General features: G+C 46.0%; 18 protein-coding genes and 1 pseudogene. 8 read left to right on the top strand and 11 right to left on the bottom strand.

The genetic code is table 11. The features are described 5' to 3' along the window. Window positions 1–16: 16 nt before the first annotated feature. The 3 genes from GO755_RS10940 to GO755_RS10930 form a co-directional block, all read right to left on the bottom strand. Window positions 17–742: a hypothetical protein gene (locus GO755_RS10940; RefSeq protein WP_157584776.1), complete on the bottom strand. Its 726-nt coding sequence runs from the start codon at window positions 740–742 to the stop codon at window positions 17–19. A gap of 220 nt (window positions 743–962) precedes the next feature. Continuing rightward, on the bottom strand, window positions 963–2,576 hold the full coding sequence (locus tag GO755_RS10935) for a carbon-nitrogen hydrolase family protein (RefSeq protein ID WP_157584775.1): 1,614 nt from the start codon (window positions 2,574–2,576) through the stop codon (window positions 963–965). A 103-nt stretch (window positions 2,577–2,679) separates the two neighbouring features. Then, window positions 2,680–3,720, bottom strand: coding sequence for a threonine aldolase family protein (locus GO755_RS10930; protein ID WP_157584774.1), 1,041 nt, complete (start codon window positions 3,718–3,720; stop codon window positions 2,680–2,682). Window positions 3,721–3,965: 245 nt separating this feature from the next. On the opposite strand from GO755_RS10930, the gene GO755_RS10925 reads away from it, so the two are divergent. The 3 genes from GO755_RS10925 to GO755_RS10915 all read left to right on the top strand — a co-directional run bounded on the left by GO755_RS10925 (window position 3,966) and on the right by GO755_RS10915 (window position 6,411). Then, on the top strand, window positions 3,966–4,958 hold the full coding sequence (locus tag GO755_RS10925; protein WP_157584773.1) for an OmpA family protein: 993 nt from the start codon (window positions 3,966–3,968) through the stop codon (window positions 4,956–4,958). A 112-nt stretch (window positions 4,959–5,070) separates the two neighbouring features. Then, window positions 5,071–5,562 (top strand): hypothetical protein, encoded by a 492-nt coding sequence (locus GO755_RS10920; RefSeq protein WP_157584772.1) that lies wholly within the window; start codon window positions 5,071–5,073, stop codon window positions 5,560–5,562. A gap of 99 nt (window positions 5,563–5,661) precedes the next feature. Then, complete coding sequence (locus GO755_RS10915) at window positions 5,662–6,411, top strand: hypothetical protein (protein ID WP_157584771.1); 750 nt, start codon at window positions 5,662–5,664, stop codon at window positions 6,409–6,411. A 19-nt stretch (window positions 6,412–6,430) separates the two neighbouring features. Here GO755_RS10915 and GO755_RS10910 read toward each other — a convergent pair. The 8 genes and pseudogenes from GO755_RS10910 to GO755_RS10875 all read right to left on the bottom strand — a co-directional run bounded on the left by GO755_RS10910 (window position 6,431) and on the right by GO755_RS10875 (window position 16,084). Beyond that, window positions 6,431–7,148 (bottom strand): annotated as a pseudogene (locus GO755_RS10910) (endonuclease III domain-containing protein). 101 nt (window positions 7,149–7,249) lie between these two features. Further along, window positions 7,250–8,206 carry a glycoside hydrolase family 43 protein gene (locus GO755_RS10905; protein ID WP_157584770.1) on the bottom strand — a complete coding sequence of 319 codons (957 nt, stop codon included), beginning with the start codon at window positions 8,204–8,206 and terminating at the stop codon, window positions 7,250–7,252. Between the two features lie 149 nt (window positions 8,207–8,355). Then, window positions 8,356–9,060: a DUF4097 family beta strand repeat-containing protein gene (locus GO755_RS10900; RefSeq protein WP_157584769.1), complete on the bottom strand. Its 705-nt coding sequence runs from the start codon at window positions 9,058–9,060 to the stop codon at window positions 8,356–8,358. Window positions 9,061–9,084: 24 nt separating this feature from the next. Beyond that, entirely contained in the window at window positions 9,085–9,864 is a 780-nt protein-coding gene (locus GO755_RS10895; RefSeq protein WP_157584768.1) for a DUF4097 family beta strand repeat-containing protein, read from the bottom strand. Window positions 9,865–9,993: 129 nt separating this feature from the next. Beyond that, on the bottom strand, window positions 9,994–10,779 hold the full coding sequence (locus GO755_RS10890) for a HEAT repeat domain-containing protein (protein WP_157584767.1): 786 nt from the start codon (window positions 10,777–10,779) through the stop codon (window positions 9,994–9,996). Further along, window positions 10,763–11,281, bottom strand: a complete 519-nt coding sequence (locus tag GO755_RS10885; RefSeq protein WP_157584766.1) for an RNA polymerase sigma factor — start codon at window positions 11,279–11,281, stop codon at window positions 10,763–10,765. The genes GO755_RS10890 and GO755_RS10885 overlap by 17 nt, the downstream gene beginning before the upstream one ends. 189 nt (window positions 11,282–11,470) lie before the next feature. Further along, window positions 11,471–11,830, bottom strand: coding sequence for a LytR/AlgR family response regulator transcription factor (locus tag GO755_RS10880; RefSeq protein WP_227686920.1), 360 nt, complete (start codon window positions 11,828–11,830; stop codon window positions 11,471–11,473). 252 nt (window positions 11,831–12,082) lie between these two features. After that, complete coding sequence (locus tag GO755_RS10875; protein ID WP_157584764.1) at window positions 12,083–16,084, bottom strand: hybrid sensor histidine kinase/response regulator transcription factor; 4,002 nt, start codon at window positions 16,082–16,084, stop codon at window positions 12,083–12,085. 158 nt (window positions 16,085–16,242) lie between these two features. On the opposite strand from GO755_RS10875, the gene GO755_RS10870 reads away from it, so the two are divergent. The 5 genes from GO755_RS10870 to GO755_RS10850 all read left to right on the top strand — a co-directional run bounded on the left by GO755_RS10870 (window position 16,243) and on the right by GO755_RS10850 (window position 21,190). Continuing rightward, entirely contained in the window at window positions 16,243–16,701 is a 459-nt protein-coding gene (locus tag GO755_RS10870; RefSeq protein WP_157584763.1) for an SRPBCC family protein, read from the top strand. A 201-nt stretch (window positions 16,702–16,902) separates the two neighbouring features. Beyond that, window positions 16,903–18,150 carry a dicarboxylate/amino acid:cation symporter gene (locus tag GO755_RS10865; RefSeq protein ID WP_157584762.1) on the top strand — a complete coding sequence of 416 codons (1,248 nt, stop codon included), beginning with the start codon at window positions 16,903–16,905 and terminating at the stop codon, window positions 18,148–18,150. 104 nt (window positions 18,151–18,254) lie between these two features. Then, window positions 18,255–18,674: an RDD family protein gene (locus GO755_RS10860; protein ID WP_317165833.1), complete on the top strand. Its 420-nt coding sequence runs from the start codon at window positions 18,255–18,257 to the stop codon at window positions 18,672–18,674. Window positions 18,675–18,841: 167 nt separating this feature from the next. Then, a complete protein-coding gene (locus GO755_RS10855; RefSeq protein WP_157584761.1) occupies window positions 18,842–19,753 on the top strand; it encodes an ABC transporter ATP-binding protein in 912 nt (303 codons plus the stop codon). A gap of 114 nt (window positions 19,754–19,867) precedes the next feature. Continuing rightward, entirely contained in the window at window positions 19,868–21,190 is a 1,323-nt protein-coding gene (locus tag GO755_RS10850; protein WP_157584760.1) for an ABC transporter permease, read from the top strand. Window positions 21,191–21,218 lie beyond the last annotated feature (28 nt).

Below are 21,218 nucleotides of genomic sequence, written 5' to 3'. Positions count from 1 at the left end.
CAGTGAACGGGTTAACTTAGTTGATCCAGCAAGGTTCCTCCGTTGCCTGTGCTTCTCCTGTTACCAGATTAATCCGACCAAAAACGCACCGGTTAGCCGTTGAATCAATCGTTCCCCCACTAAATAAATACGGTTCGCCGGCAGGCAAAGCAGGAAGTTGAAGGGATGGGTAAAACAAAACCTCGCCCGGTTTAAGCACTGGAAATTTGGTTTTTATCTTCAACGCCTGACAAGCATCTGCACAGGAGGCAAACGCCAGTTTTGCGCCAATCTGAAGAGGCTGATAATTATCCCAGAGCCCACGCGAAGGAATCTGCGCTTCGGCTAGATAAATGCCACGGGGTACATCAATAGCATAAGCTTTGGTTGCTTCAGGGTCGTAGTAAACCTGAAATTGCTCACTGTGACGGATACTTAGCCAATCCAATTGATACATAAAATCGACTCGAAACGAGACGCCTTGCAACCAGGTTTGGAGTGACCCACTAACGTACTTAATCGTTGCCTCAAAACGAGCGTCGTCAATGCCGTTGCGTTGCATAAACTTACGTTTCCAGATTGCCAGATAATACTGTGTTAGCGAGTCGGGGGTTTGGTTAATCGTGTAGGTTGGCTGGCCAGTTATGAATGGGCAGTCGCAAGGAGCATCTTTGAGAACAATAGGAGCTGGTTGAGTCGCCTGGCGCTGACATCCACAAACTCCGATTAGGAATACGAAAGCAATAAAACGGTTAATAGACATAACTGGTCATATAAGGGTAGGAACGCTTTATAGATGCCTATAGCGAGCTAAGCGTTGGAAATAAGAGCAAAATATTCTTTGATAGGAGTTCTACAAAAAGACGTGCCACGGTTTAATTAAGCGTTATGGATAACCGTGGCACGGCTTTTTGTAGAACTCCTGTTTAAAAAATGCCCTAACGGTGAGGTTAGGGCATTTTTTATCAGTGTACTCCGGCAAATCAGTTTGCTACAACAATCACGGGTGGAATCTGTTCCGGGTCGTTGTCTGCTGAGTCTTTCTTGGGTTTGCCGTTGATTCGATTCAATGCTTTTTTTGCCGCTTTTTTAAGGCTTACATCGTATAAATCCGTCCGGCGATCTTTCAATACCTGCACTGAACCATGTTCATGCAGCTCCTTCAACAAGCTCAAATCCACGTCGGCAATGAGCACCATTTCGGTGTTGGCAGTGGCTTCGGCTTTCACTGCATTGGTCGGGAACTGGAAATCAGAGGGCGTAAATACCGCCGACTGAGCGTAGTTAATGTCCATATTCTGCACACGCGGGAGGTTGCCGACACAGCCAGAAATAGCCACATAACATTCGTTTTCGATGGCTCGGGCCTGGGCACAGAGCCGTACTCGGGAATAGCCGTTCTGCGTATCGGTCAGGAAGGGAACAAACAGGATCTGCATGCCTTGTTGCGCCAAAATTCGACCCAGTTCGGGGAATTCTACATCATAGCAAATGAGCATACCAACTTTTCCGCAATCGGTATCGAACGCCCGAATTTCGTAGCCGCCTACCATACCGTAGTGCTTCACTTCGTTGGGCGTAATATGAATTTTTCGATATTCTTCAAACGAGCCATCACGTCGGCACAAGTAAGCTACGTTGTAAAGCTTACCGTCTTTGTCGATCAGGGGCATGCTGCCGCCAACAATATTGACGTTGTAGGAAATGGCCAGTTCGCAGAGTTTCTCCCGAACAGGCTCAGTGAAGTCGGCTAATTTTCGGATGGCCACCGGCTCTGGTAGATCGTTGAAATCGGCCATGAGCGGTGTGTTGAAAAATTCCGGTAATACCATAAAATCGGCCCGGTAATCGCTAACGGCATTGACGAAGAATTCAACCTGTTCCAGAAAGGAATTCAGGTTTTTGAACAATCGCATCTGCCACTGAATCACCCCAAGCCGGATAATCGAATCGGTGTGCGGACGCTTGTCTTTTTCAATGACGTAGTAAATATTGATCCACTCCAGCAAGGTAGCATACTCTTTCGATTCAGTATCACCGGGTAGATAACCACGCAGCACTTTCCTGACGTGGAAGTCATTGGAAAGCTGGAATGTGAGCGTTGGATCATAAATTTCCTTCTGCTTCACCTTGGTAATGTACTCACGTGGAGTGAGGTCGTCGGCAAATTTGTTGTAGTTCGGAATACGCCCACCAGCCAGAATTCCCTTTAAGTTTAGCTGTTCGCAAAGCTCTTTGCGGGCATCGTACAACCTCCGACCCAATCGTAGATCGCGGAAGTCGGGATGCACGAATACTTCGATACCGTAAAGGTAATCGCCCTCGTCATTATGGGTTTTGAAGGTATAGCCACCTGTAATCTGGAAGTAGGTATGGTTATCACCAAAATCATCGTATTTCACCCTGATAGCCAGCGCACTTGCTACGACTTTTCCATCGACTTCCACACAAAACTGGCCTTCTGGGAAAATGTTAAGTAGCTTGGTAATCGAGCTTTTTGGCCAATAATCTCCTCCAATGCCACTATATACCTCAATCATGGCCTCTTTCAGGTCATGATAATCTTCTTTCTGTAACGTTCTGGTTTGTATATGCATAAGTTGTCAGAACCGGGATTTAGCTGATTGATGGATTTACAGGATTTTGCTTTACGCTTCTTCGAAGCGAATCCATCAAGACAAAATCCTGTAAATCCATTAATCAGCTAAATCCCGGCGGGGCCGCCCGCGCGGTCAGAATATTTTCCATTTCCGCTACCATCTCGTCGGTGAAATCCAGATGCGTGACAAAACGCACCAGATGTTTACCGAAGGTGATAGCACGAATACCTTTTGTTTCTAATTGTTGAACATAATCGGTAGCTAAGATGGTTTCGGGCAGCCTGAAAATGACGATGTTCGTGTCAATAGGCAAGATTTCGACAACTTCGGGAAGGCGTTCGAGAATAGCTCCTATTTTGCGGGCGCGGGCATGATCCAGTTTTAGCCGATCCACGTGGTGGTCGAGAGCGTAGATGCCCGCTGCGGCCAGAAAACCCGCCTGCCGCCAGCCGCCACCCATCAGTTTACGGAAACGCCGGGCCTGCCGAATAAAATCTGATTTACCGAGTAGGAGCGACCCCACCGGGCAACCAAGCCCTTTCGAGAGGCAAATACTAATGGAATCAAATAGCTGACCGTAGGCTGTAGTCGGTTCGCCCGTTTCAACAAGCGCGTTGAAAAGCCGTGCACCATCCAGATGCAGGATCAAGCCATTCTCGTTACAAACCTGTCGAATAGCAGCAACTTCGGGAACCGTATAATAACAGCCACCCCCTTTGTTGACTGTGTTTTCCAGAACAACTAAGCGGGATAGGGGCTTATGTGAGTCCGTTGGATTATAGATGTATTCGCGAATCAGGTCGGGTGTAAGTTTGCCTCGTTCGCCATGGGCCAGACTGGTCGAAGCGAGCGCATTCACCGAAATTCCCCCACCTTCGTACTGGTATACATGCGACAGGTAGTCGCAGATGACATCATCGCCGGGGCGAGTGTGCGTGCGAATAGCAAGTTGATTGGTCAGCGTGCCCGACGCACAAAACAGAGCGGCTTCCATCCCAAACAGCGAAGCAGCTTTTGCCTCCAGCGCATTTACGGTCGGGTCGTCGCCTAACACATCATCGCCGAGTGGGGCCGTAAACATGGCCTCGCGCATGGCGGGAGTAGGATGAGTAACAGTATCGCTACGCAGATCAATAATCATTTTACAGAATTCAATATCAAGTTGAAGCACTTAAACCCCTAAAGTTGATAAATTAAGCGTCAACTTAAAACCCTCAAGCTGGTACCTAAAAGCGATTAAAGATGAAGTTTATCGTAATTTTTGTCAAAATCGTTGATAGTCTTGCATTTATAGCACTTGCATGTATTTTTGAGCAACCTTTTTCGGTCTGTTACGTCTCAACGCAGGAATCCGAAATACGGCGTCTGTAAACCCCTACCTTTATTATGCTAACAAACAAAGCTCCCTGGATCGTCCTGTTGATTATCTGGATGATTGGCTCGACCTGGTGGCATGTCTGCAAAATCAAGCAGCTATGCGGTGATGTCATAAATTCATCGGCTCTATCGACTGATACAAACGTAGACACAACACCCCCTGGAGCCGATGGCTTTACAATTGCAGACGGCAATCTGTTCCGACTGGACCTTCCTGGAAATTTCAGCTTCGCTAAATCGGGAGCCAATGCCAATATGAATAGTCTGGGCGGGTCGCTGGAGTCGATGATTACCTATCTGAAAGCAAACCCTGGCCGAACCCTGGAAATAACAGGCTATTACTCACCGACTGAAACAAATACCACTTCTTTATCAAATCTGGGGCTGGCTCGGGCTGAAGGCATTAAGCAATATCTGGTCCAACAAGGTATTCCCGCAGGATCGCTGAGCACCAAATCAGAAGAGCGTAATCTGTCGTTCATTGCGAAAGGGGATTCATTACTTGGTGGACTTTATTTTGCCTTCGCTGGTGCAGAAAAACCCGAAGAAAAGCCTGCTAAGGAACCGGCTGAGAAACCAGTAGAAGCAGCAACTGGCAAACCGATTAAGATTACTGAACCAATTACGGAGAAAGCGCTGGCCGAAGCCGAGAAATTTACGTCGGTTTTTAAACCGATTGATCTTTATTTTCAGCTAGGTGAGGCTAATTACATTAAAACAGACCAAACGAAAAAATTCTTTGAGGAGGCTATCAAGTACCTGGCTACTCATAAGGATAAAAAACTGCTGCTAACTGGCCATACCGATAACTCTGGACCAGATGATGTAAATATGGGCCTCTCACGCGATCGTGCCAACGATGTAAAACTGAAACTACGCAAAGCCGGTATCGATGCAGATCAGATTCAGGTGAAAGCCAAAGGCGAATCGGAACCCAAGGCTGACAATAGTACTATGTCGGGCCGGAAAGCCAATCGGCGTGTAACGGTAGTCGTTCAATAAAATTTGCTAAACGAGTTTCAGCCGGGTCGCCGGTGTTAGTCAAGGTTTCAGATTCGACACTCATTGGGTATCAATCAATAGGAAACCTTTAACCAATAAACAGTCAAGAATTATGTTTAATATGAATCCCCTCAACCTGGCCGATGCTCAGATGCAGCAATTGATTATGCTGCTGGTAGCGGGTGTACTGGGTTTTATTATTGGTTATATTTCCCGTCAACGGACCATTCGGGAACTGGAAGGTGAACTGGCTAGTACAGAGCGTGCAATCGACGATTGTCTACGAACTCCTGTCGTTGTTGCTTCGGCAACTGATGGTGAAAGTATTGTACTAAATCGGATTCGTGCCCGGGCCAGTGAGATTGACTTTTCGCGGATCGGTATGGCCTCGGTAGACAATGCGGACGACCTGAAAGTAATAGTTGGTGTGGGACCGTTTCTGGAAAAGAAACTACATGCCATCGGAATTTATACGTTTCGACAGATTGCTAATTTCAATCAGGAAGATATTGAGAAAGTCAACGACATTATCGAGTTCTTCCCTGGTCGGATTGAGCGCGACGACTGGGTAGGTCAAGCTACTGAGCTGGCAAACAAGAAATAATTTTTACGTTCTATGAGTCAACGTTTTATAGTACAGGTCATACCTAATCTGAAACGTTAAATCATGGAATAGATTTCCCTTTAAAACTTCAATCCCGTTATGTTTGTATTAGATCCTTTTAGTCGTCCGGTAGCCATTGCCGAAATACTACTTTTATTAGCATTAGCCGCATTTATTGGCTGGTTTCTGGGTCGATTGATACCGGCTGGTCGAATTAATTCGCTTCGAGCGTCGATTGACGATAAAGAAGCTGAACTGGAAGAATGCCGTCGGTCGAAATCAACTGGGAAACCGGTAGTTAAAGCACCCGTTCACTCCCAACCCATTACTGAAACACCGCCAGCATTTATACATGCCGATCCACTGCTCCCAGCCTTCACGTTCGACGATACACCAGAACAAATTGATGCAGAACCACCAGTCGTTAATGCACCTCTGGAGGTGCCTATTGTTGTGGCACCACCCGTTGTTGTACCAGTTGCAGAAATTCCGCCCGTTAAACCTCCAGTTCCGATTGATGTGCCGGCCCCCATACTAACTGGCAACTCTGAGGCTGCTGTGTTAAATAGGATTGCGTCGAGAGCCAATGAAGTTAATTTCGACCGGATTGGGCGGGCCACGGCTTCGGAGGCTGATGATTTAAAAGATATTATTGGTATAGGGCCATTTCTGGAGCGTAAACTGCATAGTTTAGGTATCTATACCTTCCGGCAGATCGCTAATTTCACGAAAGAAGATATTGGCAAGGTGAACGAAATTATTGAATTTTTTCCCGGTCGAATTGAACGTGACAATTGGGTGGAACAATCAAAAGAGTTTTATAACAGGAAGTACGGTTCGAAAAACTAATTTTCGCTGGCCCTACTGATTAAGGATTCAGGGATTTCTTCTTTCGGATGGGCGTACTACTCAACGAAGTAATTCTGCCCGATTGGTAAAAGTCGCATAGATCCTGCAAAACACAGTTGGCGCATTTGGGGTCATACCAGGTGCATATTCGCTGACCATGCCAGTAGAAATGCTTGTGGAAATTGAACAGGATCGTAGCATCTTTGGGTAAATAAGCCAGTAAGAGCGTATGGGCCTTTTCGGCGCTGACCTTAGGGCCAATTAGAAACGCGATGGACATGGGTGTCAACTGGCAGAACGGGTTTATGGAATGTGAAAAGAAGCAGAATCGTGGCCGTCTTCAGGCCAATACCTGGAAGAGCTGTTAGCCAGCCCATAGCCTCTTCTGTAGACAGGTTGGCCAGAAAGTCAATATTGGCCGCACCAGTTTCCCGAAAAAGATGTGTCAGCAGATTTTGAATGTAGGGCGCTTTTAGTTCAGGATAGTTCGCTGTCTGTATAGCGTCGATCAGATCTGGAAGGGGCGCATCGCGAACCTGCTCCCAAGTCGGAAAACGCTCCCGCATTGTACGATAAGCGATTACTTCATTCGCGTGTGTGGTGCGGTGTGATAAAATTGTACCGATTAACTCATGCATTGGGTCGGCATACCCATGAATAGCCTGAATACCATATACCTCATTCAATCGTTCGTGCGTATCACGTGTTTTGGCGGCCAAACTGGAACTGGATTGCATACAAAAACAGGCTGGGTTCAAACGATATATGCTTACCCGTTTGAACCCAGCCTGACTAATAATGTTTCCGTTTGATGTCGTAAGACATTTGCCTTGCAGCATTAATGTTTCTGCAATCTCGCCAGTTCTTCCTTCGTAATGGTGAGTACCGTGCCATGGCGTGTACCTTTGGGAAAGCTGACCTTGTCGGACACATCTGTCCAGGTTTTTAAATCCGTTGACGTCACAGCCCCATAGGTGTGCTCGGTATATTTATCGAAGTAAACGATCCACAAATCAATCAATTTAGCTACCGTTGGCCCCTCGGCCCAGTACTTACCTGTTATTGGCGAACCCGCCTTGCTGTATGGCCCCGTTAGTGAGTTGCTGAACGCCAGGCGGAGGTTTTTCTGTGGCGGGGTTCGGGTTTCGTCTTTCAGAAACATAACGAATTGATCCCCATTCCGCTGAATAGTAGCATCAATCACATTGAAGCCGGGTTCGTACAGAAGTTTAGTAGGCGAATAGGAGTTGAAATCTGTGGTTGTTGTATAATAAATCCGGTGGTTGTATGCGTTCTCGGCAGCATCCTGCGTTTCCGGAAATTTCCCCATGAGGGTCGTTGCCCAATAAATCATATACTGCCCTGACCGGTAATCGTACGTAATTTCGGGCGCCCAGCAGTTACGAGCGCCTTCTTCGTGGGCCATCACCGGCAAGTTCTGCTGTTCGGTCCAGTGAATCAGGTCGGCAGAGGAGGCATAACCGATGCTCTTTTCCTTCCAGCTTACCGTCCAAACCATATGGAACCGACCATCGTGCCCTCGAATAATGCACGGATCGCGCATGAGTTTGTCCTGCCCTACGGTAGGTTTCAAAAAAGAACTATCACGTTTGAGTGCCTGATACTGATAACCATCCGTACTATAAGCCAGATGCAATCCATCTTCCCCGTTGCCTTTGAAATAGGAAAACAAATAAATAGGGGGATATTTCTGGGCCAGCACCGAACCGGCTACAAATAGTAGGAAAAATGTGAAATGAACTGTTTTGAGGGGAATAAAGAGACGTATAGCCATTCCAGTGCGACTTATGCCAAACTATCGATCAACTTCCCGAAAGTTAAAAACTTTTAGGAAGTTGATCGATAGAAGGTTGGGTCGGGCCATTGTCTGATTCCTGATTGCCTAGTAGCATCTACGCTCGATACTTAAACAACAAGGCTAGTTCAGTTTTTTCGAAGGTAAATATTGTTACTGATCGACTCTAATTTTACGTTTGGGCCACCACCGTTTAATGTGCCTTCTAATTGGTAGCCAACGATCGGATTTTTTTCTTTTTTATTCTTGAAGCTGATATCCATATCCGAATATACCTCTCCCGTAATGGTTTTCATGGCTACGTTTGCTCCTTTAGATTTAGGCCAGGTCATGTCCACGAAACCACTGATGGTTTTGGCAAATACCGGTCCTGTTGCTCCTTGAATGTCGATATTACCATTGATGGTTTCTATCTTCAATTGGGCTTGCCTGGGCAGAAATACCTGATAGTTAAGGGTACTGCATACGTAATATCGCTTTCCATCCTGGTCCGAGCTCCAGGAGTGGCGCTGTTCGGGGCAGTCTTCGGCCTTTCCCTGCTTTATCATCTCCTTATCAAAATCCGTTTTAACGCTGACCTCTTGAGATGTTGAGCCGGTTGTTACCACCAGGGCATCGTTAAGTCTGCCTCCGTTAATGGTTACCTCAATTCGGACTGATACCGTTGGCTTGTCCCAGTAACGAACTTTGATGCTGTCAGCAAACCGAAGATTGAGGTTTACTGTTTGATCTGCGGTAACGGGCAAGGTTTTTTCAATGATTTTCTGGGCGAAAATGGGCTGAATGAGTAGGCTAAGTAGGCCCAGTACTAGAAGGAAGAAGGGATTTTTCATGTAGGTAAAGTCGATTAAAGGGGCTCACTTTTGCTTACGAACATAGATGTTGCTATTGATAGTCTTGAGTTGTACCTCAACCCCTCCGCCGTTAGTACTGCCGTCGATGTTATTCCCACCACCAACTCTAGGCATACCATCTTTTGTTGATTTCAAGCCAAGCTCAAAGTCTGTGTACATTTCACCCTGAATTGACCGGAGTTTTAGATTGGCTTTAGAATTGGCTGGCATGGTAATATCGATTGGGCCGTTGATGGTGGATATTGCCGTCGGCTTTTCCTGGCTTAAACTTGAATACACAACTTTTACTTCGCCATTTGTGGTATTGGCTACAATAGGGCCTGTTACATTCGTCAGTTCAATCGAGGCATTGTTGGTCCGTACTTCCAAATCCCCATCCATATTGCTAATGGCAACATCCGCATTCTGCCAGTTGGTCTGCTGATAAAGAATTGCTACTTTGCGAGGCAGCTTGATGGTGTATTTAATCGTCTTGCGGGTAGCTTTTTCAATTTTCAATCCGCCATTTTCGGGGGTTACCGCTAACCCGATTCCCGAGTTGTCGACAGCCTGGTAGTAAAGTGGTTTCAGTCCTTTGGCCCGTTCTGGTGGCGCTTCGTAGCCCGATGAGGCCTGAATAATCACTTCGTCGCTGTTGTGTCCTTCAATTTTGATATCGCCTGCGTCAATCTCAAGCGTCACTTTGTGATCTTTGGAATTCGTTAATTTAGTTTTGTATTCCTGGGCCTGAGCGTTCACTAGAAGGCATAGGAATCCTGCACTCAACAAAAGGAGCTTTTTCATAATAGTCCGCCAATGCGGTTGTTTAAACTAATTGATTTGTATTTGTTTACTAATTGGAGAGCTTTGATTCTATTGATTCTGGGAGTTCTATACTCCAGGAATCAATGGAATTGGCCTGTAATTGAGCTTTTAAGAGGGTGTATTCCCTTCTCTGGTTAATTGATTAATACCTTCTTCTGCTTTTTGACGCACCACGTCGAGCACCTGTTTGTCCTGAACTAGTCGTTGTATTTCTTCGACGGCCCGTTTTTCTTTAATAGCCACCAGCGCGTCGATCAGGGTGATCTGAATATTCGGATCGGTCTGTATTTTGAGCGACTGAATCAGGGCTTCGCGCACGTCAGGTTCATTCTCGAAACGAATCAATGCCTGACAAGCCGCCAAACGCACATTGACATTCGCGTCGAAGTTTAGCGTATTAATGAGCAGTTGCGTAATCTCCTGGTCGACCTGGGTGAGGTCATAACTCTGATTGACGGCCTGAATGCGTTCACTGGCTGATGTTTTGGGCAGATGCTCAAACATGAGTACTTTTTTCATCGCCAGGGCAGACTGTTCATCGGTCGATGAGGCTACTGTTCCTGTTGAACCAGATTGCCAGCGGGTGTAAACTAAGCCAGCACTAAATCCAAGAATGAGCAGTGCTACACTAGCCGCCAGCCGAAGGCTCCAGCTTGTCAGACTGATGATTCGACCAGGTTCTGGGGCACTCAGTTTGTTGGCCAGCTGATTCGTAAAGGCAATAGATGGATGCTGGGTTCGAGCGCTTGCGAAATAACGAAACTGGGCAGCATGCGACTGCAAATGTTCCGGGATGCTTTCCTGCTGAAAAAACTGTCGTAACTGTTTTTCTTCCTGCAAACTTGTTTCGCCCTCGTAATATTTCTCAAGTAGCTTTTCAATGTCCTGATTCATAATCATTGACTTTTAGGTAATTGTCGCGTATACGTTGACGTGCCCGCGACAAAATCACACGAATATTATTGATACTCAGGCCGGTTACCTGTTCGATTTCCTCAAACGAATATTCCTCTACATCACGCAGATGGAGAACAAGTTTCTGCTGATCCGGCAAGTCATCCATTAACTGCCGGATTAACTCGTTGCTATCCGTTAATTCTACCTGCCGATAGGGAGAAACTTCCTCCGTTGCAATACCTAACAGGGCCGTATCGTCGGTTGCCTTGCGTTTGGTATGTGCCTTCAGTCGATCCAGACACAGGTTTTTAGTCATCTGAACGGCCAGAGCTTCTACACTATGATAGGCATCTAACTGTTGTCGATTTGTCCATAGTCGGAGCAACACATCCTGTAAGGCATCTTCGGCTTCTTCACGATTTCGAAGAAACAACTGAGCCAGCCGGAAAAGGCGGCCCTGCACCGGAAGTATGCGTTGTTTAAAGACTTGTAGATCCATATCAATCACATAGACGACTAAGCCTGGAAAACATTACAGATTGGTAGCAACTATTTTTTGAACAAGGTTGTCGGGCTGGTGCCAGCAAAACAGAGGCAACTAAAAAAGGCCTTTCCTTTGAGTTATTCTAGCTAGACTTAAGCCAGAATAACTCAAAGGAAAGGCCTCGTAACAAGACGTAAAAATAGATTAACTCAGGTAAGATCGATGGCTTGCCAATTGTCGTCGAACCAGGCTCCAGCGCCGACGTGACACGGGAAGAACTTCGCCCGTACTTAAATGAACCAGTCCACCAGTTTCGGTACGCTCCAGCCGCTCGACAAACTGACGATTAACAACACAGTTTCGGTGAAGTCGGATAAATAGCTCAGTTGGTAATTGGGGCGAATAATACTTAAGCGTGCGGGGCATCAACATCCGACGCCCATCTGCCCAGTTTAACCAGCTGTAGTTAGCAACTGCCTGTAGATAGACTAGGTCCGATACAGAAAAAAACTGGCGACCGGTTTCACGAAGGTATAGTTTTAGCGGAGGCCAATCCGTTGGCATGGATCGATTAGAATAAGAAAAGACAGACATAGACATACATGTGTAGTATTTTTCAGAATATTGATGAAATAATACCTACGCAATACTAAGTCCAATGACTTACCTCATCTTGCTCATTCGTAACAAGAACTATAAAATTTGTAACATCAGGTATGAACATTTGTTCGAAGACCCTAAATGAGGGATAAAAAAGGCATGGCGGCCTCTAAGCGGTGACGAATAAATACTATTAATTACCGAATAGTATCAGCTTTAGACAATTTCGTGTCGGTTTTGATCGACGTATTCAGAAGGAGTGAGGTGATACTGATCTTTAAAAACTTTAGAAAAATAGGCTGGCGTATCGAAGCCTACCCGGTCGGCAACTTCTGATATAGATACGCCTGTCAGCAGCAATTCGGCTGCCCGTTTTAACCGCACAATCCGGATCAGTTCATTGGGTGTTAAACCAGTCATAGCCTTTACTTTCCGGTTCAGGTGCATACGGCTCATCCCAATAGTAGTTGCCAAGGGTTCGACGCCAAATGTAGAATCGTCAAGTCGATCTGACAGGATAGTGTATACACGATTCATGAAATCATCCTGTGGGTCCTGACTGGTTGTGGGTAGGTTGCCCTGACGTAGCAACTGAGCCCTGAAATGCTGCCGGGTTCGCATTTGCTGCTCCAGTCGATTTCGAACCCGACCGCGTAATTCGGCTACCTGAAATGGTTTTGCTATGTAATCATCGGCACCAGCAGTTAAGCCTTCGAGTTTGCTGTCTACAGAGGCTTTCGCTGTCAGCAGGATAATTGGGATATGGCTGGTAACGGGGTTTCCTTTTAACTGGCGGCAAAGTTCATAACCATCCATTTCTGGCATCAGTACGTCGCTAATAATGAGGTCAGGACCGTCGGCAAGAGCAGTTGTAACACCTACCTGACCATTACTAACCCGCTTCACCTGCCACTCTGTATTCAAGGTTGAGGCTATGTATTCGGCCAGCTCGTCGTTATCTTCTACTAGTAATATCCGATGGGCTTTTTCATCTGTGAAATCTGAATTGACAGATAGCTGACCATTACCAGTGGTTGATACAGGCTCATTGATAGGCGTTGCCACAACGAGGTCGGCGCGGGCCTGGCGACAAGGTAGTTCGACAGTAAAAGTAGTGCCTTGTCTAGCCTGGCTTGTTACCGAAATAGTGCCCTGCATCATCTCGACAAGTTCTTTTACTAAGGCGAGGCCAATACCCGACCCAGCCATGGCTCCTTCTAACGGATCGGCCTGATAAAACCGGTCAAAAATACGGGGTAGTTTCTGGGCTGGAATTTTCGCCCCTGTATTATGAACAGTTAGTCGGATCAAATCTGCTTTCGCTGAACTTGCTATGGTCGGATCAATGGGCTCGACCTGTATTGAGATAATTACAGAGCCGTTTTCGTTGGTAAATTTTAACGCATTCGAGAGTAGATTGCTCAGTATTTTTTCAACTTTATCGGGGTCAAACCAGTAGTAGGGCTGCTTGAACTGGTCAGTTAGCTGTAACTGAATGTGTTTCCGTTGGGCTTCTTCCGTAAAGACCGCCACGATGCGTCGAATAAATTCTGGCAAATCGGCAGGAGTTGGAGTAATGGTTAGATTTCCGGCATCAAGTTTTGCCAAATCAAGCAACTCATTAATCAATCGAAGGAGCCGGTTAGCATTCCGGTAAATAAGAGTAAGTCGATTATGATAAGGCGAATCGGTTGTGTCGTTTAAAACCTGTTCTAACGGAGTTAGTATCAGGGTCAACGGCGTTCGGAACTCGTGAGTGATGTTAGCAAAGAATCGCGTTTTAACCGCATCGAGTTGTTTCAGCTGGATAGACTCCTGCTCACGGAGTTCCATCTGACTTTTCTGATGAATACGGCGAATCCTCACTCGTATAAACAGCAGAAGCGCCCCTGTCAGCAGTAGTCCATAGATCGCATAAGCCCACCATGTTGCCCACAGGGGAGGTTCGATAATAAGGCGCAGCGAATGAGTAATAGGGCTCCAGGTACCTGACGTATTTGACGCGTTAACCACAAATGTGTAGGTGTTCGGCGGTAGATTTGTGTAGGTAGCTGTAGCCAGATTACCGCTGTAGACCCAGTCTTTATCTAACCCAATTAACTTGTAGCGGTACTGATTTTTATGACTTTGGTTAAATTCGAGGGCAGCAAAATCAATTGACAAAAAGTTTTGCCGGTTTGTTAAGACGATTTCTGTTGTTTCGTTGATGTCTTTTTCAATCGGCGAATCGGATGTGGTAGCGGTTACCAACTGATTGTTGATACGTAGGGCTGTCAGGGCTACTGATGGCTTAATGGGGTCTTCACTAATTTGGCGGGGATCAAATGCTGTATAGCCACCAATACCACCAAAAATGAGCCGGTCGTCGGGAAGCGCTACGTCATAATACTGTTTAAATTCTTCACTTGGCAATCCATCGTCGGTCATGTAGTTGCGCACTTCATAGGACCGGGTGTCAAATCGGCAAAGTCCCCGATTGGTGCTTAGCCAGAGATGACCATTGTTGTCGGTTCGGATCGCGTAAATTACATTATTCGACAACCCCTGCCCAACGGTAAACCGCTCAATCTGGCCAGTCATTTTATTAAGTCGACAAAGTCCTTCGCCAAATGTTCCAATCCAGAGATATTTATACTGAATAGGGTCCTGAGCCAGACACAATAAGGCATTACCGGGAAGTGATTTAGGATCATCTGCTACGTTACGCCAGTGAATCAGGCGTTTTTGCGACAAATCGGCCCGTAATAGCCCGTGATTTTCGGTAGCCAGATAAATACGACCACCATCTACTACCATAGCCGTAATAACATAAGGGTTATTCGGTGGAAGGGGCAACGGAAACGTTGTAAATGTGCCCAAATCGGGATTATGACGGACAATGGCCTGGTTTGTAGACCCCAGCAAACCCCAGAGTTCCCCCTGTGCCCCAGTTGCAAGGGTAGTTAACCGAAATGCTTTATCAGGGAGCCAGCGGGCTTCAATGCCAGTTGGTAACACCGGCAAAAACGTTCGTCGGAGAACATCATATTGATAGGGAACGGTTTGCAGGCTGGTAATCCAAAGCTTTCTACGGCGGTCGAATTGATACCGAATACCAGCTGAGGGTTGCTGACGGATATCAGCCGGAATAGCATCGCGTTGGATGCCCATCTGCTGACTTAACCAGTCGGTCTGGAAGTTACTGGTATAAGGCCAGGTCTGGAACGGGCGTTTATTGAGATCATACTTAATAACCCCATCCCCATTGAGACCAATCCAGAGAACATTCGTTTTATCGATCAACAGCGATAAGGCAGAAAACCGGGCCAGCTTTGGTGATTCAGCAGTTCGGTCGGGCCACAAAGAAACAAGCCCATGCTGATCGGTATATCGGTTTTGATTCACATAATCAACGCCCTGATGATCCCTAGCGAATATGGGTAGACCTGGTTCATTGGGTAGTGTGATCACTTGCTGAACCCGTCCACCAATGGGGTCGAATAGCGCAAACTCTCCGGGAAACCCCAACATGAATTCGCCGTTTTTCCGCTCATGTAGTTTATACACTTCCGTTTGAGGAAGTCCCTGTTGTTCCTGAAAGCTATCGAATTTTGCCGATGCCGGATTGTACCGAACCAGTCCATCCTGAGTTGCCAGCCACGGTTGATTGTGGCGGTCAACCAATAAGGAGTGGATGACATGATAGGTCGAATCATTCTGCACAGCCCAGTGCCGATGCGAGATCGTTCCGTTTGCATTGAGCCGGAAAAAGCCATTTGTATAGGTCGCTACCCAAACGTTTCCTGCCTGATCGGGCTGGATACTAATGAGTTGGTCACGACCTAATGCCTGCCTAAATGCGGGCGAGTTGGAAATTCGATTCGACCGTTCTGTAACCGGATCGAAACAATCGATATGATTATTCTCTGTCCGAATCCATAATTTTCCCCTTCGATCTTCCTGAATCTCGTAAATACTACTGAACGACAGTGATTGAGCCCGTTGAGGATCATGGGTGTAAATACGAAACCGAATGCCATCGTACCGGCAAAGTCCGTCGCGTGTAGCCAGCCAAATGAATCCGCCGTGATCCTGAATAATGGAGTTAACATATCCCTGTGGTAGGCCATTTCGTACGGTAAGGTACTCAGGTTCAGGGGTAGTGGCGCCCACCTGCTTTGACCCAAAGAGCAGTCCAATAATCACCCAGCAAACTAACCAACGGGTAAGTAGGAGCATAAACTGATCATAAATTTGCCCTGGCGGGCTTGGATAAAGCAGGTAATAATGGAACAAATATCTACTTTTAGTTGCTTTCGGCAACTTCAGTATAGTCTTATTTTGCGAAAGGTAAATATATTCTTTTGCTTTTCGCTCCACAATTCGTGCGCCATGTTATGCAGTTTGTTCTTAAAACCCAGGTTAATCAATCATTATCAATTGTCTGGTCTGGGTTTAACCGTAGCCTGTTCGAACAGCTCTCACCAGCGTTTCCACCCGTGAACGTAGTTCGCTTTGATGGGTGCCTGCGGGGTGATGTCGTTCATTTACAGTTAAATTTCTTCCTGTTTCGCCAGGACTGGATCAGCCTCATTGTTGACCAACAAACGAGCAACGAAGAGATTTACTTTATTGACCAGGGGACCCGGTTGCCTTTTTTTCTGACCTTTTGGAGACATCGACATGGGCTGTGCCGTTCTGTCGATGAGCTGACCGGTCAGGAACAAACAATTATCATTGACGATGTTACATTCCGTACGCCATTTTTACTGACGAATTATCTTCTTTACCCAATACTTTGGTTACAGTTTGCATATCGTAAACCCGTGTATCGGCGGGTATTAGGTCATGTCTAATGTGATTACTTAATTCATGGATTTAGTTGCATAATACAAAAGGGAACCTAAACATGCAAAAAAAGCTGTTTTTGACCTTTCAGTTTGTTGCTTAACTAGTCAAATTCAGTTCTTGTTAGCATTGTAACCTCTGGGTATGTATTTTCGGAACTGCATGGATTCTTCTACATTTGTTAAAACGGGGTCTTTTAATCTCACTTCATGAAACTTCCCAACCTGACTACACGAATTTTTCTGGGCATGGTGCTCGGCATTGCTATTGGTTACTTTTTCCCAGATACAGGTTCTGGCTTTTCGGGTACAGATCTGAACATCCTGTCCAAGATTTTTCTACGGCTCATTAAAATGATTATCGGGCCACTTGTATTTGCTACGCTGGTTGTCGGTATTGCCAAGCTCGGCGACTTTGGTACCGTCGGTCGGATTGGCCTCAAGACCCTAGCTTATTTCTATTTTGCTACGATTCTGTCACTAGTTGTTGGCTTGCTGGTTGTCAATATTATGCGGCCTGGTGAGGTCATGAATATACCTCAGTTGCCCGTCAAAGGCACGGATGTTGGCGTGACTGCACAGAAAATGTCCTTCAATACCTTTATTGAGCACATTGTTCCGACTAGTTTTATAGATGCACTGGCATCGAATGAAATTCTTCAAATTGTTGTCTTCAGTATCTTTTTTGGTATTGCTGTTGGTGCCGTTGGTGCGCAGGGGAAAATCATGATAAAAGCTCTCGATGCACTTTCACACATTATGTTCAAAATTACCAGCTACGTGATGTCCTTTGCGCCGTTTGGTGTGTTGGGAGCCATTGCGGCTATTGTGGCTCAACAGGGTCTGGGTATTCTGGGAGGCTATGTCTACCTGATTTTATGCTTTTTCGGCGGTTTGTTGTTCTTTATTTTCGTGGTGCTGGCGGCCATTTGTCTGGTTGTTGGTATTCCTTACGTTGCTTTATTAAAAGAAATTCGATCGGCCGTTATCCTGTCGTTCAGTACGGCTAGTTCAGAAGCTTCGTTTCCACAAACCATCGAAGCACTACGTCGATTTGGTTGTTCCGAGCGAATTATTTCGTTTGTACTGCCACTGGGGTACTCGTTTAATCTCGACGGGTCAATGTTGTATATGACGTTTGCGACGTCCTTCATTGCCCAAGCCTATCACGTACCGCTTAGCCTTGAGCAGCAGATTACAATGATGCTGACACTCATGATTACCTCTAAAGGCATTGCTGGTGTACCCAGGGCTTCATTAGTTGTTATTGCCGGAACCATGTCTCTATTTAATCTACCCATCGAAGGGCTGGCTTTGTTGTTGGGAATCGACCAGGTGCTCGATATGGGCCGATCGGCTACCAGTGTTGCGGGTAATGCTGTAGCGACTTGTGTTATTTCAAAGTGGGAGGGTGAGTTTAGAACACAGCCTGTTGAAACTGACGAAGTTACCGCTTGATAAATGATTCGACGTTTAGGCAGGAATGTATGGCTATTCACACTTGATTTCGTAGGTTAGGGATGCAATTGCTGAATATTTCTTTCACCTAAACCCCTAAGCTTGTGCAACCCTCTTACACCCCGCTCAGTACCTATACGAAGGCTACGCCTGTGCAGCGTTTCATTGCCGCCTTTATTGATGGCATTGTGGCTTACATACCCTGTTGGATATTGATTATGATATCCTATAGTTTAGGGATGGTTGGCTATGCGATCGCGATCGGCTACCTACTTACTAAAGATGCACTTCCTGCCACAGGAGGCTTTTTAGGCGGCCAGAGTATCGGAAAAAAATTAATGGGTATCAAAGCCATCAAAGAAGATACGGGCGCTAGCCTGGTTGGCGATTATGGAACAGCTATTACACGGCAGGTGTCGCTGATGATCCCTTTCTTTGGGTTTGTCGATGCGTTAATGGTATTCAGTGATGAAGGAAAACGGTTTGGCGATAAATGGGCTAAAACGATTGTTGTGAAGGCCTAATTGCTGCTACATTATATAGTTAAGGCCATAACCTGCGCGGTTGTGGCCTTTTTTATTGCCGTCTGTATAGGCGATTGGCAGTTCATCCGTAAATTGATTGTTGTTGACCAATCAAAGTTCGTAGCTTGAGCCCACGAAACGTAACCAATGGTTCTTCCCTAAACTAAATGAACATCCTCGAAACCCATCACATTGTAAAACAATATGCCGAACACCGGGCTTTAGACGACGTCAGCTTATCCGTACCCAAAGGCTGTATTTTCGGGCTTCTCGGTCCCAACGGAGCAGGTAAAACCTCACTTATTCGTATCATTAACCAGATTACGGCACCAGATTCGGGAGAGGTTATTCTGGATGGTGAGCATCTTAATCCCAGCCATATCAAGCGAATCGGGTATTTGCCCGAAGAGCGGGGGCTCTATAAAAAGATGAAGGTTGGTGAACAACTGCTCTATCTGGCTCAGCTCAAGGGATTGTCTGAGAAGCAGGCGATGGACAAGCTGAAAACGTGGTTTATTAAGTTTGATATTAAAACCTGGTGGAATAAGCAGATTCAGGATCTCTCTAAAGGGATGCAGCAGAAAGTGCAATTCGTGGCAACGGTTATGCACGAGCCTGACCTGATTATTCTGGATGAGCCCTTTTCTGGTTTCGACCCTATCAATGCGAACCTGATTAAAGATGAAATTCTGGAACTACGCGATAAGGGCAAGACGATAATTTTCTCGACCCACCGCATGGAATCTGTAGAAGAACTCTGCGATTATATTGCACTTATTAACCGGTCGCATAAAGTTCTTGATGGCCCTAAACGAGCCATTAAAGAGCAGTTTAAAACGCACACGTACCATGTCGAATACCTGGGTGTGCTGGAAAATCTGCCTACTGCATTCGAAGTACTAAATACCCGTCAAACGGATGATGGATTTCTCCGTGCCGACATTAAGATTCCACCCGATGCCGCTGTAAATGACCTGGTTCGGCAGTTAATTGACCGCGTCACCGTCCGGTCTTTCGGCGAGAATATTCCCAGCATAAACGACATTTTCATTCAGACCGTTGGCGAAACTAATGATTGAAGGGAGTGAAGAATGAAAAGTGTAGAGTGAAGAATACTTATTTGCGTCAGTTTTTTAGCCTTCACTTTACACTTTTCATTCTTCACTCCTTTTACCCTTTCACTCCTTAAAAATATGAACACAATTTTCCTGATTATAAAACGAGAATACCTGGTTCGGGTCCGTAAAAAGTCGTTCATTATTATGACGATTCTGGGGCCGGTGCTGATTTTTGGCTTCTATGCTATTATAGGCTGGGCAGCTGTTAGCTCTATCAACCAGAAAAAAATTGCTGTAGTTGATGAAAGTGGTCGGTTTTCCGGCAAATTCAAAAACGACGATGAAACGAATTTTTCCTTCCCGAAGCAATCTCTTTCGGAAGCTAAAAAATCGTTCGTGAAGCAAGGCTACGACGCCCTGGTTTTTATTCCGAAAGATGTTATTCAATACCCTAAAACAGTTCAGATTTTTGCCGAAAAAAGCGTCAGTCTGGCTTTGCAAAGCAATATTGAACGGGCTATCGGGAAGGAAATAGAAACTATAAAATTAGAACAGGCGGGTATTACCCAGAAAGTTATTGAGGATGCTAAAGTGAACGTAGATGCCCAGACGATAAGCCTGAGCGATGCCGGTGAAAAGAATAGTAATGGTATTGCTACAACCATCATCAGTGGTTTTTGTGCGCTACTGATCTACATTTCGGTACTCATTTACGGTACGCAGGTGATGCGCGGGGTTATGGAAGAAAAAACCAGTCGTATTGTCGAGGTTATTATCTCATCAGTGAAGCCGTTTCAATTGATGTTGGGTAAAATTATTGGCGTGGCGCTGGTAGGTCTTACTCAGTTTATGCTCTGGATCATCTTGACAGTCGGGCTGATCACTCTTGGGTCAAGCGTATTTGGGCAGAAGGAAACGGCTAAATCAGCTGTGACTGCTCGCATGAATGGAATGCCTGGAGGACAGGAGGTGCAACATAAAATGGCAACAGCCAAAAATCCGGTTGCCGATGTTATGACGGCCATTGAAACACTCAATCTTCCGTTGATTGTTGCCTGCTTTCTATTTTATTTCTTAGGAGGCTACCTATTATACAGTGCCTTGTTTGGTGCAGTTGGGGCCGCTGTTGATAGCGAGACTGAAACACAACAGTTTATGTTTCCTATCATGATGCCCATCATTGCGGCCATCGCCTTTGCTCAAATCGCAGTTCGCGACCCCGACGGGCCGCTGGCCTTCTGGACATCGATCATTCCGTTTACGTCGCCCGTTGTGATGATGGTTCGGATTCCATTCGGCGTACCTGCCTGGGAGTTGATCCTTTCCATGTTATTACTGGTACTTGGTTTTATCGGTACAACCTGGATCGCAGCCCGGATTTATCGCGTCGGTATTCTGATGTATGGCAAGAAAACCTCCTTCCGCGAACTGGCCAAGTGGGTATTTTATAAAGGGTAAATCTTTAAGTAATAAGTGGGTAAGTTGT

Source organism: Spirosoma arboris, assembly GCF_009754945.1.
Taxonomy (GTDB): domain Bacteria; phylum Bacteroidota; class Bacteroidia; order Cytophagales; family Spirosomataceae; genus Spirosoma; species Spirosoma arboris.
The sequence above is the reverse complement of the archived record's forward strand: the minus strand, read 5'-3'. Positions and strand labels throughout refer to the sequence as shown.

Excerpts from the sequence above, each read along its gene's own strand:
- GO755_RS10940 (WP_157584776.1), bottom strand. The coding sequence starts at position 742 with ATGTCTATTAACCGTTTTATTGCTTTCGTATTCCTAATCGGAGTTTGT.
- GO755_RS10935 (WP_157584775.1), bottom strand. The coding sequence starts at position 2,576 with ATGCATATACAAACCAGAACGTTACAGAAAGAAGATTATCATGACCTG.
- GO755_RS10930 (WP_157584774.1), bottom strand. The coding sequence starts at position 3,720 with ATGATTATTGATCTGCGTAGCGATACTGTTACTCATCCTACTCCCGCC.
- GO755_RS10925 (WP_157584773.1), top strand. The coding sequence starts at position 3,966 with ATGCTAACAAACAAAGCTCCCTGGATCGTCCTGTTGATTATCTGGATG.
- GO755_RS10920 (WP_157584772.1), top strand. The coding sequence starts at position 5,071 with ATGTTTAATATGAATCCCCTCAACCTGGCCGATGCTCAGATGCAGCAA.
- GO755_RS10915 (WP_157584771.1), top strand. The coding sequence starts at position 5,662 with ATGTTTGTATTAGATCCTTTTAGTCGTCCGGTAGCCATTGCCGAAATA.
- GO755_RS10905 (WP_157584770.1), bottom strand. The coding sequence starts at position 8,206 with ATGGCTATACGTCTCTTTATTCCCCTCAAAACAGTTCATTTCACATTT.
- GO755_RS10900 (WP_157584769.1), bottom strand. The coding sequence starts at position 9,060 with ATGAAAAATCCCTTCTTCCTTCTAGTACTGGGCCTACTTAGCCTACTC.
- GO755_RS10895 (WP_157584768.1), bottom strand. The coding sequence starts at position 9,864 with ATGAAAAAGCTCCTTTTGTTGAGTGCAGGATTCCTATGCCTTCTAGTG.
- GO755_RS10890 (WP_157584767.1), bottom strand. The coding sequence starts at position 10,779 with ATGAATCAGGACATTGAAAAGCTACTTGAGAAATATTACGAGGGCGAA.
- GO755_RS10885 (WP_157584766.1), bottom strand. The coding sequence starts at position 11,281 with ATGGATCTACAAGTCTTTAAACAACGCATACTTCCGGTGCAGGGCCGC.
- GO755_RS10880 (WP_227686920.1), bottom strand. The coding sequence starts at position 11,830 with ATGCCAACGGATTGGCCTCCGCTAAAACTATACCTTCGTGAAACCGGT.
- GO755_RS10875 (WP_157584764.1), bottom strand. The coding sequence starts at position 16,084 with ATGCTCCTACTTACCCGTTGGTTAGTTTGCTGGGTGATTATTGGACTG.
- GO755_RS10870 (WP_157584763.1), top strand. The coding sequence starts at position 16,243 with ATGCAGTTTGTTCTTAAAACCCAGGTTAATCAATCATTATCAATTGTC.
- GO755_RS10865 (WP_157584762.1), top strand. The coding sequence starts at position 16,903 with ATGAAACTTCCCAACCTGACTACACGAATTTTTCTGGGCATGGTGCTC.
- GO755_RS10855 (WP_157584761.1), top strand. The coding sequence starts at position 18,842 with ATGAACATCCTCGAAACCCATCACATTGTAAAACAATATGCCGAACAC.
- GO755_RS10850 (WP_157584760.1), top strand. The coding sequence starts at position 19,868 with ATGAACACAATTTTCCTGATTATAAAACGAGAATACCTGGTTCGGGTC.